The sequence below is a fragment of the Amycolatopsis sp. NPDC004378 genome, assembly GCF_053602455.1.
This window is the reverse complement of the sequence record NZ_JBSGDR010000009.1, coordinates 251,326-267,913: the sequence shown is the minus strand read 5'-3', so window position 1 is coordinate 267,913 and position 16,588 is coordinate 251,326. Positions and strand designations below refer to the sequence as shown.

The window sequence follows — 16,588 nt, the reverse complement described above, 5'->3', positions numbered from 1 at the left end:
GGCACACTCGGGGCATGGTCTCCACGCCCACCGCCCAGGACACGTTAGCCGCGGAGTTCGCCGAGCACCGCGGCCACCTGATCGGGGTCGCCTACCGGCTGACCGGCACCCGCGCCGACGCCGAGGACGCGGTCCAGGAGTCCTGGCTGCGCCTGGCGGGGCTCGACGACGCCGGCCGCGCGGCCATCCGCGACCTGCGCGGCTGGCTGACCACCGTGGTCGGCCGGATCTGCCTCGACCGGCTGAAGTCGGCCGCCGCGCAGCGCGAGAAGTACGTGGGCAACTGGCTGCCTGAGCCGGTCGTGACGCCGTTCGGGCAGCCGGTGAGCGAGGACCCGCTCGACGTCGCCGTCCGCGACGACGGCCTCCGGATGGCCGCGCTGGTCGTGCTCGACAAGCTGACGCCGGAGCAGCGCGTCGCGTTCGTGCTGCACGACGCCTTCTCGGTGCCGTTCTCCGAGATCGCCGGCGCACTCGGCGTCTCGGTCGAGGCCGCGCGCCAGCACGCGTCACGGGGCCGCAAGGCGCTGGCCGACGCCGACCCGGCGCCGCGCGTCCCGCTGGAGGACCAGGCGAAGATCCTCGAGAAGTTCGTCACCGCGCTGCAGCAGGGCGACGTCCGCGCGATGACCGAGCTGCTCGCCCCGGACGTCGTGCTCATCGGCGACTCGGACGGCAAGGGCCGCACCGCCCGCCAGCTCATCGTGGGCCCGGACAAGATCGCCCGGTTCTTCGTCGGCCTCACCCACAAGTACGCACCCGGCATGGTCGAGCGGGGGGCGCCCGTGCTGGTCAACGGCGACCTCGGCATGTACCTTCCGCCGATGCCGGGCCGGGAGGGCTTCCTGGCGCTGGACGAGCACGTGCAGTCGGTCAGCATCCGCGACGGGAAGATCGTCGCCATCTACGACGTCGTGAACCCCGACAAGCTGACCCGGATCACGCGTCCCGGAGCCGGGCCTTCGTGATCCCGGCGGCGAGCACGAGCGCGGCGAAGGCACCGAAGTAGGCCAGCGCCCAGCCCGGGCCCAGCGGCGAATCGGACAGGACGCCGGCATTGCCGCCGTCGCGCCCGGCGTTCGCCCCGCCGGTGCCGCTGAGGAACTTCGTGGCGGCGTTCAGCGGCAGCCACCGGTGGATCGCCTGCCCCGCCCGCGGGATCAGCTGGACGACGTTCTCCGCCATCAGCGGGTAGCCGACGAGCAGCGCGACCGCGCCGGCCGTGTGGCGCACGAGCAGCCCGGAGCCGACCCCGGCGACGGCGGCCAGGGCGAACACCGGGCCGGTGCCGGCGACGATCGTCCAGTCCGCGCCGCTGTCCAGGGCGAGGTCGGCGTCCGGGGCGAGGACGCGCGCGACCAGCCACGCCGCGAAGGCGCCGGCCTCGCCGAGCACGAACGCGTACCCGGCCACCAGCACGGCCTTGGCCAGCAGCACCGGTGTCCGGCTCGGCACGGCCTGGAAGGTGCCGTGGATCGTGCCGGAGTGGTACTCGCCGGTCACCGCGAGCCCGGCCAGCACCAGCACGGCGACCAGGCCGAGCTGGGAGCCGAACTGGGTGCTCGCGACGGTCGGCGGCAGCCGTGACTCGGTGGCCGTCAGCGCGGTGAGCGCGGCCGGGGCCACCAGCGCGACCACCGCGAAGAGGCCGCACGTCCAGGGCGTGGCGATGCTGAAGAGCTTGATCCGTTCGGCGGCGACGAGGTGCATGCCCGGAACGGTCCCGCGGGAGACCCCGGCGGCGCGTCCCACCGGGGTCGGGTTCGGGAGGTCCTACGGGAGCGGGACGCGGCAGGCGTCGCCCGAGGTGAAGCCCTGGTCGACGATGCCGAGCGCGCTGTTCATCCGGGCCCGCGAGTTCTCCAGCGCGATCTGGTAGGTCAGCTCGACGACGCCGTCGCGGCCGAACTCGCGCTCGAGTTCGGCGACCTGCTCGTCGGTCACGGTGACCTGGTCGCCGGACATCGCGTCGGCGTAGGCGATCGCGAGGCGTTCCTGACGGCTGAAGGCGGGCGAAGCCGCGTAGTCGTCGATCTTCTTGAGCCGCTCGACGTCCAGGCCGTCGTGCTTCTGCAGCATCGTGCCGAAGTCGACGCACCACGAGCAGCCGATCCTGGTCGCGACGCGGTAGACGGCGAGTTCGCGCACGTTCGCCGGCACCTTCTTCGACGCCCGTTCGGTCAGCATCTCGTGCACCGCGTAGGTGCGGAGCAGGGCCGGGTGGTGGGCGGCGACGGCCATCGGCTCGGGCACCGCGCCGTAGCGGCGGCCCGCGAACCGGTACATCAGCTTCAGCACCAGGCCGGCTTCGGACGTCTTCTTCGCGGGGATGCGAGGCATCTGGACTCTCCTTCGTTCGCGGTCACGAAGGGGACGAGACCGCTTCGGAAGACGTGACAGCGGGCGCCGTGAGCCACGCCACCAGCAGGATCGCGGCGGCGGCGGCGAACACCACGGTGAGGCCTGCGGCGCCGAGCCCGCCGGTCGTGACCAGCGCGAGCCAGCCGAACACCGCGGCGCCGGCGAGCCCGCCGCCCTGACGGGCGAAGGTCAGCGAACCGAGCGTGACACCCATCAGGTCCCGCTTCGCGCGAGTCTGGCCCAGGACGGTGTACGCGGACGTACAGACCGCGAAAGCCGCACCGATCGCGAAGAGCCCCGAAGCGAGGAGCCAGGGCGTGCCGCCCAGCGCGGCCGCGACGGCGACCGCGGCGAGCCCGGCCGTGCCGAGCAGGCAGCCGAACCGGCCCCACGCCGCCATTTCCGGGCGTTTCCGGGCCAGCGCGGCGAAGGACGCGGACAACACGAGCTGACCGGCGGTCATCGCGACGAGCAGCACGCCGGTCCCGGCCGCGTCCGCTCGTAACGCCGCTACCAACGCGACGTAGGTGAAGGTGCCGTAGAGCCCGGCGCCCGCCAAGGCGTTGACGACGACTGCGCGTGCCAGAACGGCGTCGGCGAAGACCTTCGGCGAGATCAGCGGACTCTTCACCCGCCGCTGCCTGCGCACGAACAGGAACCCCGCGGCCACGGCGGCTCCGCCGAGGATCGGCGTCCACAGTGGACTGCGAGCGAGGCCGTCGAACGTGCCGAGCGCGACCACCGCCGAGCCCGCGAGCACCAGCAGGACGCTGCTCCCGGCGTCGAACTCCTCCTGCGTGCGCCGCGGTTTCGCGGGCAGGCCGCGCAGGCCGAGCACGAGGGCGGGCACGCACAGCGGCAGGTTGACGAGGAAGATCCACCGCCAGCCCGGGCCCGCCGCGAGCAGCCCGCCCAGCGGCGGACCGCCCAGGGTGGCCGCGGCGAAGACGGCCGTCTGCCAGCCCTGGCGGCGCAGCAGCTCGTCGCGGTCGAACAGCTCACCGAGCGCGCTCATCGCCGTGACGACCAGGCCGCTCCCGCCCACCCCCTGCAGGGCGCGGGCGGCGATCAGCGACCCGACGTCGGGCGCGGCGGCGCACCACGCGGAGGCGGCGGCGAACACCAGGACCGACGCGGCGAAGGAGCGCCGGCGGCCGTAGAGGTCGCCGAGCCTGCCGTGCAGCGGCGTTGCGACGGTGAGCGTGAGCAGCCCAGCGGCGGTCACGGCGACGAGCCCGGTGCGCGCGTGCAGGTCGGCGCCGATCGACGGGAGGGCCGCCGTGACGATCAGGCCGTCGAGCTGGGCCATGGCCATGCCGAGCAGGAGGCCGGCGAAGGCGAGGTTCCGAGATGCGTGCATAAAGCACACGTTATAACGTGCCTTATGCACGCATCAAGGTCGGGCGGTCCGGCCCTCTTCCGCCTCGTCCGGCACTGGGCGCGCCAGTGGGCCCCGGACGTCGTCCAGCGCTTCGACGCGGACGCCCCGCCGGCGTGGACGGTGCCGAACCTGTTCGTCATCCAGGCGATCGACGGCGCGACGGGCGACGAGGTGACCGTCGCGGACGTCGCCCGTCAGCTGGGCATCGACCGCTCGGTGGCCAGCCGCATGGTCGGCGAAGCGGGTCGAGACGGCTTCGTCGTGCGCTCGACTTCGCCCCGCGACGCGCGCCGCGCGGTCCTGACACTCACCGAAGCCGCGAAGGAGTTCCTCGCCGCTTCGCAGGCCCACCAGCGTCAGGCGTTCGAAGCACTGGTGGGCCACTGGGCCGAGGAAGACCGCGAGCGCTTCGCGGCCTACTTGAGCCGCCTCGCGGACGAGGTCCTCGGCTAACCCTCCGCGAGGATCGCGTTCAGCGCTTCCCAGGCGTGCCAGGCCCGCGTGACGCCGAACTGGCCCAGGAACCGCAGCGCGGCCCGCACGTCCTCCGGCGACGCGCCACCCCGCCGCGCGCGGCCGACGTGCGTGCGGAACGTGTCGGCCAGCGTTTGGTAGTGGACGTCGACGCTCATGCTGACCAGGCCGCGCTCGCGCTCGGAAAGCGTCCCCGGCCCGTGGCCGGTGCGCATCCTTGACTGGAGTTCGAAGTACTCGCGGAACTGCGGATCCAGCTCGTCGATCCGAGCCCTGGTCGCCTCCGGAAGCGGGCTGGGCCCGGTCGACAGCAGTTCCGGCGCCAGCAGTTCGGCTTCGTCCGGGGTGATGCCGAGTTCCGCTTCGAACTCCGCGATCCGCTCGATCCCGGCCGTCGCGACGTGGTAGCCGCAGTCGTAGGAGACGAACCTCAGCAGCTCGCGGATGTCCGAAGTGGACACTCCAGCGGCCAGTCCGGCCCGCACGTGGGCGGCGAACGCCGAGCCGAGGCTGCCCTGGCAGACGTCCGCCGTGACGCCCAGGAACGTCTTCTCGCGTTCGGTCAGCTCGGGGATCGCGCCGGCGAACTTCGCGCTGGCGCCGGCCATCTGCGCGAACACCGGGTCCAGCACAGCCGATTCGGTGGTGGTCAAGGTGGTGCTCCCTCAGTTAGTGAACGTACGTAGCGCTACAGCTGTAGTGCATATGACGCTACACCTGTAGCGCAATGGGTGTCCAGCTACACTGGGGCGACCATGACCGAACCCCGACGCCGTCCCAACGCCCGCGGCAAGGGCGAGCTGCTGCGCGACGAGATCGTCACGGCCGCCGTGCGGATGCTCGACGAGCTGGCCGACGACGAAGCGCTCTCCCTGCGGGCCGTCGCGCGCGAGGTGTCGATCGCCGCGACGTCGGTCTACCTGCACTTCCCCGACCGCGACGCGCTCGTGCTGGCCGCCATGCAGCGCTGCCACGACGAGCTCGTCAGCACCGGCGACGCCGCCGCGGCGGCCGCTTCGGACCCGGCGGACGCGCTGCGCGCCCGGATCCTCGCGCAGGCCGAGTGGGCCCAGGAGCACGCCGGGCTCTACAAGGTGCTGCACGAAAGCGCGGTCCACCGGCGCCACGGCATGCCGTTCAAGGAGGTGATGGTCGCGCGCACCACCGAGGCCGTCCAGCGGTGCATGGACGCCGGCCTGGCGCCCGCGGACGACGCCGCGACCGTCGCCATCGACCTGCGGACCGCCGTCAACGGCATGCTCGCGCAGCGCATCAACGAGCCCGACCTGCCGTGGCCGCCCGCCGTCGAGCAGCTCGACCGGTTCCTGGTGAAGCTGGTCGGCCTGGACTTGTGATCAGGCCGCGAACCGGCTTGGGTGCTCGGGTATGAACCCGGGTTTCCCAACGGTGATCCCGCGGCTGGTGGTGCGCGACCTCGTCGCCGCCGTCGCGTTCCTGCGCACGGTCTTCGGTGCCACCGGCGAGGCCGAAGGCGGCCGGCCCGCCGAGATCCGCATCGGCGACTCGCTCCTGATGGTCTCGGCCGAGGGCGAGCGGGAGCTGTTCCCCGCGTTCCTCCACGTCTACGTCACCGACGCGGACGCGACGTACCGCCGCGCCCTCGACTGCGGCGCGACCAGCCTCGAGGCCCCGGCGAACACGCCCTACGGCGACCGGCGGGCGATGGTCCGCGACCCGTTCGGCAACGTCTTCCAGATCGCGCACCGCCGTGCTTGACCGCGTGCCGCGGCTGCGCCAGGTCGTGCTCGACGCGACGGACGCCCCGGCGCTGGCCGAGTTCTACCGGCGGCTGCTGGGGTTCTCCTACCGCCCGGGCGACGCCGCCGGCTGGCTGGTCCTGCTCGACGCGTCCGGCGTGCCACGGCTGGCGTTCCAGCAGGTCGCGTCGCTCCCGCCGCCGACGTGGCCCACCGGTCCGCGGCCGCAGATGATGCACCTGGACCTGACCGTGGAGACGCGCGCGGAGCTGGACGAGCAGCACTCACGCGCGCTCGCGCTGGGCGCGCGGCTGCTGGCCGACGAAGCGGACGATCCCGAGGAGCCGTTGCGGGTCTACGCCGACCCGGCGGGTCACCCGTTCTGCCTCTTCGTCGGCCCTACTCCCCCGTGAGGCCGTCGATCGACTCGCGGATGAGGTCGGCGTGACCGTTGTGGCGGGAGTACTCCTCGACCATGTGGACCAGGATCCAGCGCAGGCTCACGGTCGTGCCGTCCCGCAACGGGCGTTGGGCCCGCTGGGAAAGATCGCCGTTCTCCAGGGCTTTCGCGGTGAGCTCGCGGGAGCGGGCGACGGCCGCCTCCCAGAGCGCGCGGAGCTGCTCCGGGGTGTCGTCGGCGGCGGAATCCCAGTCCCAGTCGGCGTTCGCCGCCCAGTCCACCGTGTCGAACGGCGCCGTGTGCGCACGGCCGAACAGCACCCGCGAGAACCACTGGTCTTCCACGTAGGCGAGGTGCTTCAGCATGCCGCCGAGCGTCATCGTGGCCGGCGGGTGCGTCGCGCGCAGGCCGGCCGCGTCCAGCCCGGCGCACTTCCAGGCGAGCGTCGCGCGGTGGAAGTCGAGGAAGCCGAGGAGGGTGGCGGTTTCGTCACCACCGGCGGGCGGCTCGGGCCGGCCCTGTTCGTCCACTGAGCTCACGGGCGCCGACTCTACCGAAATTGTCGGTGGGGTCCGCTAGGTTCCGATCATGGCTGAATTCGTACTGGTGGCAGGGGCTTGGCTCGGCGCGTGGGCCTGGGACGACGTGGTACCGGCGCTGCGCGCGGCCGGGCACGGCGCCCATCCGGTGACGCTGTCGGGCCTGGCCGAGCGGAGCTCGGTACCGGCCGGGCAGGAGACGCACGTCCAGGACATCGTCGACGTCGTGGAGGGTGGCGACCTGTCCGACGTCGTCGTGGTCGGGCACAGCTACTCGGGAATCCCGGTGGGCCAAGCAGCCTCACGGATCGGAGGGCGGCTGAAGCGGGTCGTGTTCGTGGACTCGAACGTCCCGGCGGACGGCGAGTCGTTCACGTCGTTCTGGAGCCCTTCGCAGGTCGCGGAGCTGACCGACCGCGGCTTCTGGCCACCGTTGGCTGCGGAAGACTTTGCGGGACAAGGACTTTCGGACGCTTCGATCGCCCGGATCGTCGGCGGTGCGACCCCGCACCCGGCGGCGTCGCTGACGGAACCGGCTTCGGTGAAGGGTTCGCTGGCCGACCTCCCGGCGACGTACATCAAGTGCCTCCTCGACGGCGACACCCCGAGCCCGGACGTGGCGGAGCTGCTGAAGAGCGACCGGTGGGAGCTGGTGGAGATGGAGACGGGCCATTGGCCGATGGTGTCGCAACCGGCGGAACTGGCCCGGATCCTGCTGGCGGTCGCATGATCGGTCAGGGACGGGCCGAACCGGCTCACATCCCGAGAGCGGCCACCGACCCGGCGATCCCGCCCTCCGGCCGCGTGACAGGCCGAGCCCGCGACCCAGCCGAACCCACCCACCTCCCGCGAACGGCAGCCACCCCGGCGACCCCTCCCTCCGGCCGCGCGACACGTCAGGCCGGACCCGCGACCCGGCCGAGCCCACCCACATCCCGCGGGCGGCCACCGACCCGGCGGCCCCGCGCACCAGTCGTGAGACAAACCAGGCGGGCGGCAACCACCCCGGCGATCCCGCGCACCATTCGCGAGCCAAATCAAGCGGGCGGCCACCGACCCGGCATGGGCGTCAGGGCGTCAGCGGGCGCACGTCCCAAACCCACACCCCGCCGACGAACTCCGCCGGCTTGCGGAGCAGTAGCTCCACAGTGGACTTGAGCGCTTCCTGGTTCTGCCGCGGGCCGACCACCAGCACGTCGGCGTTCCAGTACCGCAGGTCCGCCAGGGCCTGCGTGCGGTCGGCCTCTGTGACCTCCGCGGCCTGGCCCGTCTTCTCCACCTCGGCGAACAGGTCCGAGGTCGGGCGCGGCACGGCGCCGTAGCGGCCGCGGCGGTCGTCCGGGGAGGTCGGGCCGACGAAGTAGCCCTCCGGCATCGGGTAGCCGAGGCCGGCGTCGACCTGCCAGTGCAGGGGCTCGGCCTCACCCGTGCTGGGGAGCGGCACCGGCACCAGCGAGCCGCCCGGGGCGACGTACTGGCGCCAGATGCCGTCCGCGAAGAACGGCGGCGAGAGCGGGCGTTCGTGCGTCACCAGTGCGGTCGGCGCGATCGGGAGGAGCACCGCCACCACCGCGCCGATCCAGATCATGCGCAGCGGGAAGCGTTGCTTGCCTTCGAGGAGCTCCGGCTGCTCGGCCGCCGCCGTCCAGACGCGGTGCGTCGCGATCGCCAGGAGCCCGCCCACCACCGGGATGCACCCCATCGCGAGCCGGGACTCGAGCAACGAGTCCAGCAGCGGCAGCTGCCCGAGCCACTTCCACGGCCCCGGGATGCCGGTGTCGTCGTGCGCCACCGTGATTTCGATGCCCAGCGAAAGGAGCGCCATCACGTACATCGTGATCGCCAGCGCCCGCGAGACGACGTCGCGCCAGAGCCAGATCGTGAGCATCACCATCAGCACGATCAGCGGCCAGCCGAAGAACGCGTTCTCCTCCGTGCGGTTCATCGACACGTCGGCGGCCGCCTCGGGCGAGCCGGCGATCGACTGCGTCGCGAAGCGCGTGAACGCCGCCGTGTCGTTGCCCGCCGAGCCGTGCAGCAGCGAGTGGAAGCTCTGCGGGCCGAAGAACTGCCAGTACAGCGGGAACCCGGCGATCAGCAGAGCGACGACCGCGCCGACGCCGACCCCCTTGGCCAGCGGCGCCAGCATGCCGCGGATCTCGGCGCGGTGCGGGATCAGGTAGGCGATCGCGAAGACGAGGAACGTCAGCGCGAAGATCGCCAGCGGCTCTTCTCCGAGGAGGATCTGCCACGCGACGAGCACGCCGAGCACGATGCCGTTGCGCACCGGGCGCTCGCCGTGCGCGATCTGGATCGTCTTCAGCGCGATGAACGGCAGCACGAACAGCACGACGAAGTTCGGGTGCGCGTTGCCGTGCGAGATCATCGGCGGCGCGAAGCCGCAGAACGCGCCGCCGATCGCGGCCGCCGTGCGGTTGGGCACCAGGTGGCGGGAGAACACCCAGTACCAGCCGGTCGCGGTGCCCGCGAGGCCCGCGGTGAGCACGATGGCCCAGGTCAGCGTCGCGCCGAAGGTCAGCGTGATCGGCGCGAGCGGGATGTTCAGGCCGAACATCGCCGCGTTCGCCGCCATGTTCACGCCGAGCGGGTAGTTCTGCAGGTCCGTCGTGAACGGGTTCTGGAAGTGCAGGACGGCCTTCGCGACGACCGTCGAGTACCACTCCCACTGGCTCTGGTCGGAGGCGCCGTTCCAGAGGTAGCCGCGCTTGAGGTCGAACCACAGCCCGTTGTAGAGCAGGATCGTGAACAGCAGGAACCCGCCGGTGATCGCGGAGTCCTGCCACGCCCAGCGCTTCGGGCCTTCGGGTGGTTCGGGGGCGGGCGGCACCAGTTCGGGAATCGCTTCGGACTTCAAGCTCACGGTTCGACCACCCTGGCGACGAAGTGGAGGGCCCCGGTGCCGGCGTGCCGGACCAGCAGCAGGAACGGCCGGTCGACCGTGACGGTGACCGGTTCGTCGATGACCATCGAGGTGAGGCGCATGGTCAGCGCGGTCGCCGCGGCGCCCTCGAAGCCCTGCTCGTCCACCCGCAGCACGGCCTGGTGCAGCACCTCGGACACGGTGAGCCGCGGGTCCGGGGAGAGCCCGCTCAGGTCGGCCTCGTCGGTGAACATCGTGGTGACGCCGAGGCCGCGCAGCACGCCGGTGAGCGAGCTCGGGACGTCGAGCGAGATCTTGGGCAGCGCGAGCTCCACGGCTTTCGCGCCGATCCCGTCGAGCAGGCTCGTCAGCACGGCCTGGTCGAGGGCCGCCTCGGCGTCGGCGAGGTCGCCGTCGGGCAGCAGCACGACGGCCTGCAGCCCGCCCGCCGCGACGAGCTGCACGGCCTGCCAGCCCGCGACGTGCGCGTAGCCGACGCGCTCGCTGAGCCACATCGTCGGGACGTCCCGGGTCCCGGACGGCGCGTGGAACGGCGCGTCGGCGGTGTTGGCCTCGCGGAAGGGCAGCTTCCACGCCGCCTTGAGGTAGAGCGCGTTGACCAGCACGGCCGCGACGTCCGGGTCGATCGAGCCGGACGGCAGCAGCTCGGGGATGAGCCCGCGCGTGGTGCGCTCGACGTCCTCGTTGATCAGGGCGCGGGCGGCTTCGGGGTCCTTCTCGAAGGGCGCGCTCGCGACGGCGGCGCCGGGCCACTCGGCCAGCTCGGTCTTGAAGGAGTCTTCGAGCGGGAGCCGGTCGTCGGCCCAGAGCGTGTTGGCCACGGCGAGCTCGGCTTGTTCGCCCCGGCCCTCTTCGACGAGCTGCGCGGCGTCCCGGAGCAGGGTGATCTGCTCGCCGGGGTCACCGAGCAGGGCGACGAGCTCCTCGCGGGTCCGCCCCCGGGCGGCCCGCGCGGCCAGGGTCAGCGCACTGGCCACCGAATAAGGCGAGAAACAGGAGTTCGCGCCCCCGGCGCCGAGGGCCGCGTGGACGGCGAGGGCGAACCGGAGGTGGCTGTCCGTGGCCATGCGGGCGAGAGTACCGGAACGGTTCACCCCGCCGGGCGGCCACGCGGAACTCCGCCCACGGGTGACAAATCCCCCACCGCACAGCCCACCACCGAATGCCAGAACCACCACAACCAGGTCCGCCCCGACTCGCCTCCCCACGACGGTCGGCCCGCGTGTCTGGAGAGGCATCACCCGTGATTGAGCGGGCATCACCGCGATGCCCCTCCAGACACGCGTGATGCCCCTCCAATCACGGGTGATGCCCCTCCACGCACGCGAGAAGACGGGGTTAGCCGTGGTGGAGGCGGGTTACGTGCCAGGAGTACCAGACGTGGGCCTGCGCGTCGGTGAGGGAAGCCACCTGGTCGACCACCACGCGGAGCAGGCCGGCGTCGTCGGGGGCGGTGTTCCACGCCGGGACGAACAGCGGGTCCAGGGACTCCGGGGCCCGGCGGGCCAGCGCGTGCACCAGCTCCACCAGCAGCTCCCGCTGGCCCTCCTGCATCGCGAGCCGGCGGCGGTCGCTCATCACGTACCGCAGTGCCAGTGCCTTCAGCAGCGCCACCTCCGCCGCGACCTGCTCCGGCACGCACAGCCGGGCCCGGTAGCGCCCCAGCGGGCCCTCGCCGAACTCCGCGCGCGTGCCCGTGACCGCCGCCGTCGTGAAGCGGCCCACCAGCTCGCTCGTCAGGCGCTTCAGCGCGACCTGGGCGCCCGGTGAGCCGTCGGGCTCCGCCGAAGCCAGCTCCGCCACCACCGGCAGGGCCAGCAGCTCCTTCGCCGCATCCTCCAATGTGGACACCGACTGCGCCGAGAAGTGCTTGGCCGCCGCCTCGGCGACGGCGGCGCGCTCGTCCGCGTGGGCGAGCACGCGCAGCTTGATCCGGCCGGCCAGCACGCCGTCCTCGACGTCGTGCACCGAATAGGCGACGTCGTCCGCCCAGTCCATGATCTGCGCTTCCAGGCAGATCTGCTCCTCGGGCGCGCCCTCGCGGAACCACGCGAAGACCTCGGTGTCGTCGGGGTAGACGCCGTACTTGGCCATGCCGGGCTTGCGCGGCCACGGGTACTTGGTGGTCGCGTCGAGGCACGCGCGGGTCAGGTTGAGCCCGCCGGTCTCGCCGCCGGGACCGAGGAGCTTCGGCTCGAGCCGGGTGAGGATGCGCAACGTCTGCGCGTTGCCCTCGAACCCGCCGCACGCGGCCGCCACCGAGTCGAGCGCGCGCTCGCCGTTGTGCCCGAACGGCGGGTGCCCGATGTCGTGCGCCAGCCCCGCGGTGTCGGCCAGGTCCGGGTCCGCGCCCAGCTCCTCGGCGATGCCACGGCCGATCTGCGCGACCTCCAGGGAGTGCGTCAGCCGGGTGCGCGGGACGCCGGTGACCTCGGCGCCTTCCCCCGGCCCGACCACCTGGGTCTTGCCGGCGAGCCGCCGCAGCGCGGCCGAATGCAGCACACGGGCCCGGTCGCGCGAGAAGGCGCTTCGCCCGTCTTCGCGCGTGCCGGGCAGCGCCGCGCCCTTCGCCGGTTCCGGCAGCAGGCGGGCGGTGTCGTGCTCGGTGTAGTCCACCCGACCAGCCTAAACGCCGCCACTGACAAAAAACTCAACCCAGGAAGGTGGCGAACAGGTCGTCGGCCGGGGTCTTCGTCACCCGGTAGAACAGCAGGGCGCCCGTCTCGCGGACGATGTAGCGGAACTGGGTGACGCGCTCCTGCACGATCGGCCCGCTGTGCGTCGGCGCGGTCCAGGCGTCGAGGCCCAGGTCGTCGGCCATGGTCCGGGCGCGGAAGGAGTGCCACGGGTCGCTGACCAGCACCGCGGTGTGCCAGCTGCGCGCTTCCACCTGCTCGGCGACCGCGCGGAGGCTGCGCAGCGTGTCGCTGCCTTCCCCGACCGCCAAGGTCGCCGACGCCGGCACGCCGTGCCGGGTCAGCCACAGCTGGCCGGCCCGCGCCTCGGTGAAGTTGTCCTCGGCCTTCTTGCCGCCCGTGGTGACGATCGTCTTCGCGACGCCCGAGTCGTAGAGCTGCTTCGCCTTGACCAGCCGCGCCGCGTAGATGTCCGACGGCTTGCCGTTGTACTGGGCCGCGCCGAGCACCACGATCACGTCCGCGTGCGTGCGGTCGTTCACCCGCGCGACCTGCCAGACGCGGAACGCGGTGCCACCGACGAGCGCGAGCACCATGAGGACCGTGCCGAAGGCGATGCGGCGCGCCCAGTTCGCGCGCGTCGGCTTCCTGCGTTCAGCGGTACCCACGGCGCCCATTCTGTCAGAGCCAGCCGCGCTCCTCCGCGACGCGCACGGCTTCGGCGCGCGTCCGGGCGCCGGTCTTGCCGATCGCGGCGGACAGGTGGTTGCGCACGGTGCCCTCGGAAAGGTGCAACGCGCGCGCGACGTCGGCCACCGTGCTGCCGTCCTTGGCCTCCCGCAACACGTCCCGTTCGCGCCCGGTGAGCGGGCTGGCCCCGGTGGCCAGCGACTCGGCGGCCAGCGCCGGGTCCACCACCCGGAGTCCACTGTGGACTCGGCGGACGGCTTCGACGAGCTGCTCGGGCGGGGCGTCCTTGACGACGAACCCGGCCGCGCCGGCCGCCATCGCGCGGGCCAGGTAGCCGGGCCGCCCGAACGTAGTGCAGATGATCACCCGGCACGACGGGAGCGCGGCCCGCAGGTCGGCGGCGGCTTCCAGGCCGTCCTTGCCCGGCATCTGGACGTCGAGCAGGGCGACGTCCGGCTTGGTTTCACGCGCGGCGGCCACCACCTCGTCGCCCGAGCCGACCTGCCCGACGACCTCGATGTCCGGTTCGAGGCCGAGCACGGTGGCCAGCGCGCCGCGCACCATGGCCTGGTCGTCGGCCAGCAACACCCGGATCAAGCGAGTCCTCCCGCGGGTTCGGCGCGCACGGCCGGGGCGGCCGCGCGGGGTTCCGGCAGCGGGATCTCCGCCCGCACCAGCAATCCTCCCCCGGGCCGGGCCGACGCCCGCAGGGTGCCCCCGACCGCGTCCAGCCGCTCGGTGAGCCCGCGCAGGCCGTTGCCCGGGACGACCCCGGTGGCCGTGCCGTCGTCCTCGATCTCCAGCCAGGTGTCGCCCAGCTTGACCGTCACCTGCTTGGCCCCGGAGTGGCGCAGCACGTTCGTCACGGCCTCGCGCAGGACGTATCCGAAGACGCTCTGGAACTCCGGCCGCACGTTGTCGACCGCGTGCGGCAGGTCGGCGTCGATCTCCGCCGCCCGCAAGGCCGCCCGCGCGCCGGCGACCTCGGCCGACAGCGACACCTCGCGGTACTCCGACACGGTGGCGCGGACGTCGGACAGCGCGCTGCGGGTGAGGCTTTCGATCTCGCGGATCTCCTCGACCGTGCGCGGGATGTCGCCCGAGCTCTCCAGCACCCGCCGGGCCAGCCCCGCCTTGACGGTGATCGTGGTGAGGCTGTGCCCGAGCAGGTCGTGCAGATCGCGGGCGACGCGCTGGCGCTCGTTGGTGACGGCGAGGGTGGCGATCTCCTTGTTGGCCAGCTCCAGCCGCCGGATGGCGCGGATGAGGTTGGCCATGAAGAACATCGCCAGCGTCACCGAAGCAACGGTGATCAGGTCGCCGTAGTCGTCCAGGAACTTGCCTTCGACGAGCAGCAGCACCGCCCCGACGAGCAGCGTCGCGACGTCGACGATCACCGCCCACGCGGCCGGGGTCAGGAAGACCATCACCGCGGTGCCGTAGAGCAGGATGAACGGGCTCGCCGAGGTCGCCGCGACCACGCCGAGCCCCAGGACGTTCATCCCGATCCCGAACGCCAGCTTCGCGGTCCGCGGCCGACGGAAGGCGAACGGGAACAGCAGGTAGCAGAGCGCGTAGGCGTAGACCAGCACCCAGATGAGCACCACCCCGGCGTCCAGCTCGGGCCGGGCGGCCAGCGACTTCGTGACCGGGATCAGGAAGGGCAGGAGGAACACCACGCCGGCGATCGGCCAGCGCGTACGGTCCGGGCCGCCGCTGTCCGGGTCGGAGAGCGGGTCCTCCCACCAGGCTTCCTTGCTGTTCAGCCCGAACCGGCGCTGCTCCGACTCCGCCATCCCTCGTCCCCTCCGCCCCTCAAACGCGGGCGCTGTCCTTACGGTAACGCCTGATCACCAGCGCCCCCAGCACGACCGTCCACGCCGCGAGCACGCCCACGGCCGTCGGCAGCGAGACCACCATGTCGGTCGTCACCGCGGGCCGCGCCACCTGCAGCACCCAGTACGTCGGCATGATCTGCGCGACGTCGTGCATCCAGGCCGGCATGCCTTCGAGCGGGATCCACAGACCGCCGAGGAAGCCCATACCGAGGGTGACGATCATGCTGATCGGCTGCATCGTCTCCGGGGTGCCGAACTGCCCGATCAGCAGGCCGAGCAGGACCAGCGGGATCGTCCCGAGCCAGACGCCGGCGAAGATCCGGACCCAGCCCGCCGCGTCGAGGTGCACGCCTTCGACGGTCACGGCCAGCAGTGGCACGAGGACGAGCGCGGGCAGCCCGACGAGCATGCCGGACAGGCCCTTGCCCGCGAGGTAGCCGGTGCCGGTGAGCGGCGTCAGCCGCAGCTGCCGCTGCCAGCCGAGCGCGCGTTCCAGGGCGAGCCGGCCGCCGCTGGTGTTGGCCGCGGCGAACGTCCCGAACGTCATCATGTTGATCATGATCACCGCGGCGATCGCGGCGTGGTCCGGCGCGCCCGCCTTGGTGAAGACGTTGGCCTGCAACAGGAACATCAACACCGGGAAGGCGACGACGAAGACCAGGAACCGCGGCTGCCGGAAGTTGCGGCGGATCTCGGTGAACAGGTAGGTGGTCATCGCACGGTCTCCGCGGGCTCGTCGGCGGTCAGGGACAGGAAGGCGCCTTCGAGGCCGACAGCGCCGATTTCGACGTCGTGCACGCCCGGGACGGCGGCCTTGAGCGCCCACAGCGTCGCGTCGGAGTCGCCGCTGGAGATGGCGACGCGGTCGCCGCGCAGCTCGAACTCCTTGACGCCGGGCAGGGCCGCGATCACGGCTTCGGTGGCGCCCGGGACGGCGGCGCGCAGCGTGCGGCCCCCGGCCAGCGCCCGGACCTCGGCGACCGAACCGTCGGCGACGACGTGCCCCCGCCGCATCAGCACGACGCGGTCGGCGAACTCCTCGGCCTCTTCGAGGTAGTGGGTGGCGAACAGGACCGTGCGGCCGGACTCGGTGAACGAGTACATCGACTGCCAGAACTCGCGCCGCGTGCCGACGTCCATCGCGGCGGTCGGCTCGTCGAGGACCAGCAGGTCGGGGTTGCTGACCAGGGCGACGGCGAAGCGCACGCGCTGCTTCTGGCCCCCGGAGAGCTTGTTCGCGCGACGGCCGGCCAGCTCCTCGACGCCCGCGGCGCGCAGGGCCTGCGCCAGGGGCATCGGCTTGCGGTGCAGGGCCGCGACCATGCCGACGGTCTCCGCGACCGTCAGGTCGTCCATCAGCGCGCCGCCCTGCAGCATCGCGCCGATCAGGCCGGCGCGGACGGCGTCGATCGGCTTCCGCCCGAACACGCGGACGTCGCCGGCGTCGGGCTTGGTCAGCCCGAGGATCATGTCGACGGTGGTGGACTTGCCGGCGCCGTTCGGGCCGAGCAGGGCGACCACCTCGCCCGGGGCGATCGTGAGGTCGACGCCGTCGACCGCGGCCACGTCGCCGTAGTGCTTGCGCAGGCCGGTGAGGTGGACCGCGGCCCCCGCCGCCACCGCCTGGGAGTCTGTTTCTCGCATGCCCC

At 72.5% G+C, this 16,588-nt stretch carries 19 protein-coding genes; 6 read left to right on the top strand and 13 right to left on the bottom strand.

Annotation, left to right across the window (positions count from 1 at the left end):
- Window positions 1–14: 14 nt before the first annotated feature.
- Window positions 15–968, top strand: coding sequence for a sigma-70 family RNA polymerase sigma factor (locus ACWEN0_RS26590; protein WP_451978865.1), 954 nt, complete (start codon window positions 15–17; stop codon window positions 966–968).
- On the opposite strand, the gene ACWEN0_RS26585 is transcribed toward ACWEN0_RS26590, so the two are convergent.
- From ACWEN0_RS26585 to ACWEN0_RS26575, 3 genes are all read right to left on the bottom strand, one after another.
- Window positions 940–1,710, bottom strand: coding sequence for a hypothetical protein (locus tag ACWEN0_RS26585; protein WP_451978862.1), 771 nt, complete (start codon window positions 1,708–1,710; stop codon window positions 940–942). The genes ACWEN0_RS26590 and ACWEN0_RS26585 overlap by 29 nt on opposite strands.
- 63 nt (window positions 1,711–1,773) lie before the next feature.
- Window positions 1,774–2,340, bottom strand: coding sequence for a carboxymuconolactone decarboxylase family protein (locus ACWEN0_RS26580; RefSeq protein WP_451978859.1), 567 nt, complete (start codon window positions 2,338–2,340; stop codon window positions 1,774–1,776).
- Window positions 2,341–2,362: 22 nt separating this feature from the next.
- Window positions 2,363–3,721: an MFS transporter gene (locus tag ACWEN0_RS26575; protein ID WP_451978856.1), complete on the bottom strand. Its 1,359-nt coding sequence runs from the start codon at window positions 3,719–3,721 to the stop codon at window positions 2,363–2,365.
- Between the two features lie 24 nt (window positions 3,722–3,745).
- On the opposite strand from ACWEN0_RS26575, the gene ACWEN0_RS26570 reads away from it, so the two are divergent.
- Window positions 3,746–4,195, top strand: a complete 450-nt coding sequence (locus ACWEN0_RS26570) for a MarR family winged helix-turn-helix transcriptional regulator (RefSeq protein ID WP_451978854.1) — start codon at window positions 3,746–3,748, stop codon at window positions 4,193–4,195.
- Here the strand turns inward: ACWEN0_RS26570 and ACWEN0_RS26565 are convergent.
- Window positions 4,192–4,869 (bottom strand): carboxymuconolactone decarboxylase family protein, encoded by a 678-nt coding sequence (locus ACWEN0_RS26565; RefSeq protein ID WP_451978851.1) that lies wholly within the window; start codon window positions 4,867–4,869, stop codon window positions 4,192–4,194. The two genes, ACWEN0_RS26570 and ACWEN0_RS26565, sit on opposite strands and share 4 nt — an antisense overlap.
- A gap of 102 nt (window positions 4,870–4,971) precedes the next feature.
- Between ACWEN0_RS26565 and ACWEN0_RS26560 the strand changes: the two genes are divergently transcribed.
- From ACWEN0_RS26560 to ACWEN0_RS26550, 3 genes are read left to right on the top strand one after another with little or no spacing between them, the layout of a single operon-like run.
- The gene (locus ACWEN0_RS26560; protein ID WP_451978848.1) at window positions 4,972–5,571 is read left to right on the top strand and encodes a TetR/AcrR family transcriptional regulator; all 600 of its coding nucleotides are present in this window, start codon (window positions 4,972–4,974) and stop codon (window positions 5,569–5,571) included.
- Between the two features lie 31 nt (window positions 5,572–5,602).
- Complete coding sequence (locus ACWEN0_RS26555) at window positions 5,603–5,953, top strand: VOC family protein (protein WP_451978845.1); 351 nt, start codon at window positions 5,603–5,605, stop codon at window positions 5,951–5,953.
- The gene (locus ACWEN0_RS26550) at window positions 5,946–6,347 is read left to right on the top strand and encodes a VOC family protein (RefSeq protein WP_451978842.1); all 402 of its coding nucleotides are present in this window, start codon (window positions 5,946–5,948) and stop codon (window positions 6,345–6,347) included. Before ACWEN0_RS26555 ends, ACWEN0_RS26550 begins: the two co-directional genes overlap by 8 nt.
- Here ACWEN0_RS26550 and ACWEN0_RS26545 read toward each other — a convergent pair.
- On the bottom strand, window positions 6,334–6,873 hold the full coding sequence (locus ACWEN0_RS26545) for a DinB family protein (protein WP_451978839.1): 540 nt from the start codon (window positions 6,871–6,873) through the stop codon (window positions 6,334–6,336). The two genes, ACWEN0_RS26550 and ACWEN0_RS26545, sit on opposite strands and share 14 nt — an antisense overlap.
- Before the next feature lie 49 nt (window positions 6,874–6,922).
- On the opposite strand from ACWEN0_RS26545, the gene ACWEN0_RS26540 reads away from it, so the two are divergent.
- A complete protein-coding gene (locus ACWEN0_RS26540; RefSeq protein ID WP_451978836.1) occupies window positions 6,923–7,603 on the top strand; it encodes an alpha/beta fold hydrolase in 681 nt (226 codons plus the stop codon).
- Window positions 7,604–7,942: 339 nt separating this feature from the next.
- On the opposite strand, the gene ACWEN0_RS26535 is transcribed toward ACWEN0_RS26540, so the two are convergent.
- The 8 genes from ACWEN0_RS26535 to ACWEN0_RS26500 form a co-directional block, all read right to left on the bottom strand.
- Complete coding sequence (locus ACWEN0_RS26535) at window positions 7,943–9,754, bottom strand: glycosyl transferase (RefSeq protein WP_451978833.1); 1,812 nt, start codon at window positions 9,752–9,754, stop codon at window positions 7,943–7,945.
- Complete coding sequence (locus ACWEN0_RS26530; protein WP_451978830.1) at window positions 9,751–10,842, bottom strand: serpin family protein; 1,092 nt, start codon at window positions 10,840–10,842, stop codon at window positions 9,751–9,753. Before ACWEN0_RS26530 ends, ACWEN0_RS26535 begins: the two co-directional genes overlap by 4 nt.
- A gap of 271 nt (window positions 10,843–11,113) precedes the next feature.
- Complete coding sequence (locus ACWEN0_RS26525; RefSeq protein ID WP_451978827.1) at window positions 11,114–12,391, bottom strand: deoxyguanosinetriphosphate triphosphohydrolase; 1,278 nt, start codon at window positions 12,389–12,391, stop codon at window positions 11,114–11,116.
- A 34-nt stretch (window positions 12,392–12,425) separates the two neighbouring features.
- On the bottom strand, window positions 12,426–13,079 hold the full coding sequence (locus ACWEN0_RS26520) for a YdcF family protein (protein ID WP_451978824.1): 654 nt from the start codon (window positions 13,077–13,079) through the stop codon (window positions 12,426–12,428).
- Between the two features lie 13 nt (window positions 13,080–13,092).
- A complete protein-coding gene (locus ACWEN0_RS26515; protein WP_451978821.1) occupies window positions 13,093–13,698 on the bottom strand; it encodes a response regulator transcription factor in 606 nt (201 codons plus the stop codon).
- Window positions 13,695–14,897: a sensor histidine kinase gene (locus ACWEN0_RS26510; RefSeq protein ID WP_451978818.1), complete on the bottom strand. Its 1,203-nt coding sequence runs from the start codon at window positions 14,895–14,897 to the stop codon at window positions 13,695–13,697. Before ACWEN0_RS26510 ends, ACWEN0_RS26515 begins: the two co-directional genes overlap by 4 nt.
- Window positions 14,898–14,916: 19 nt before the next feature.
- Entirely contained in the window at window positions 14,917–15,654 is a 738-nt protein-coding gene (locus ACWEN0_RS26505; RefSeq protein WP_451978815.1) for an ABC transporter permease, read from the bottom strand.
- Window positions 15,651–16,583, bottom strand: coding sequence for an ABC transporter ATP-binding protein (locus tag ACWEN0_RS26500; protein WP_451978812.1), 933 nt, complete (start codon window positions 16,581–16,583; stop codon window positions 15,651–15,653). Before ACWEN0_RS26500 ends, ACWEN0_RS26505 begins: the two co-directional genes overlap by 4 nt.
- Window positions 16,584–16,588: the final 5 nt, after the last annotated feature.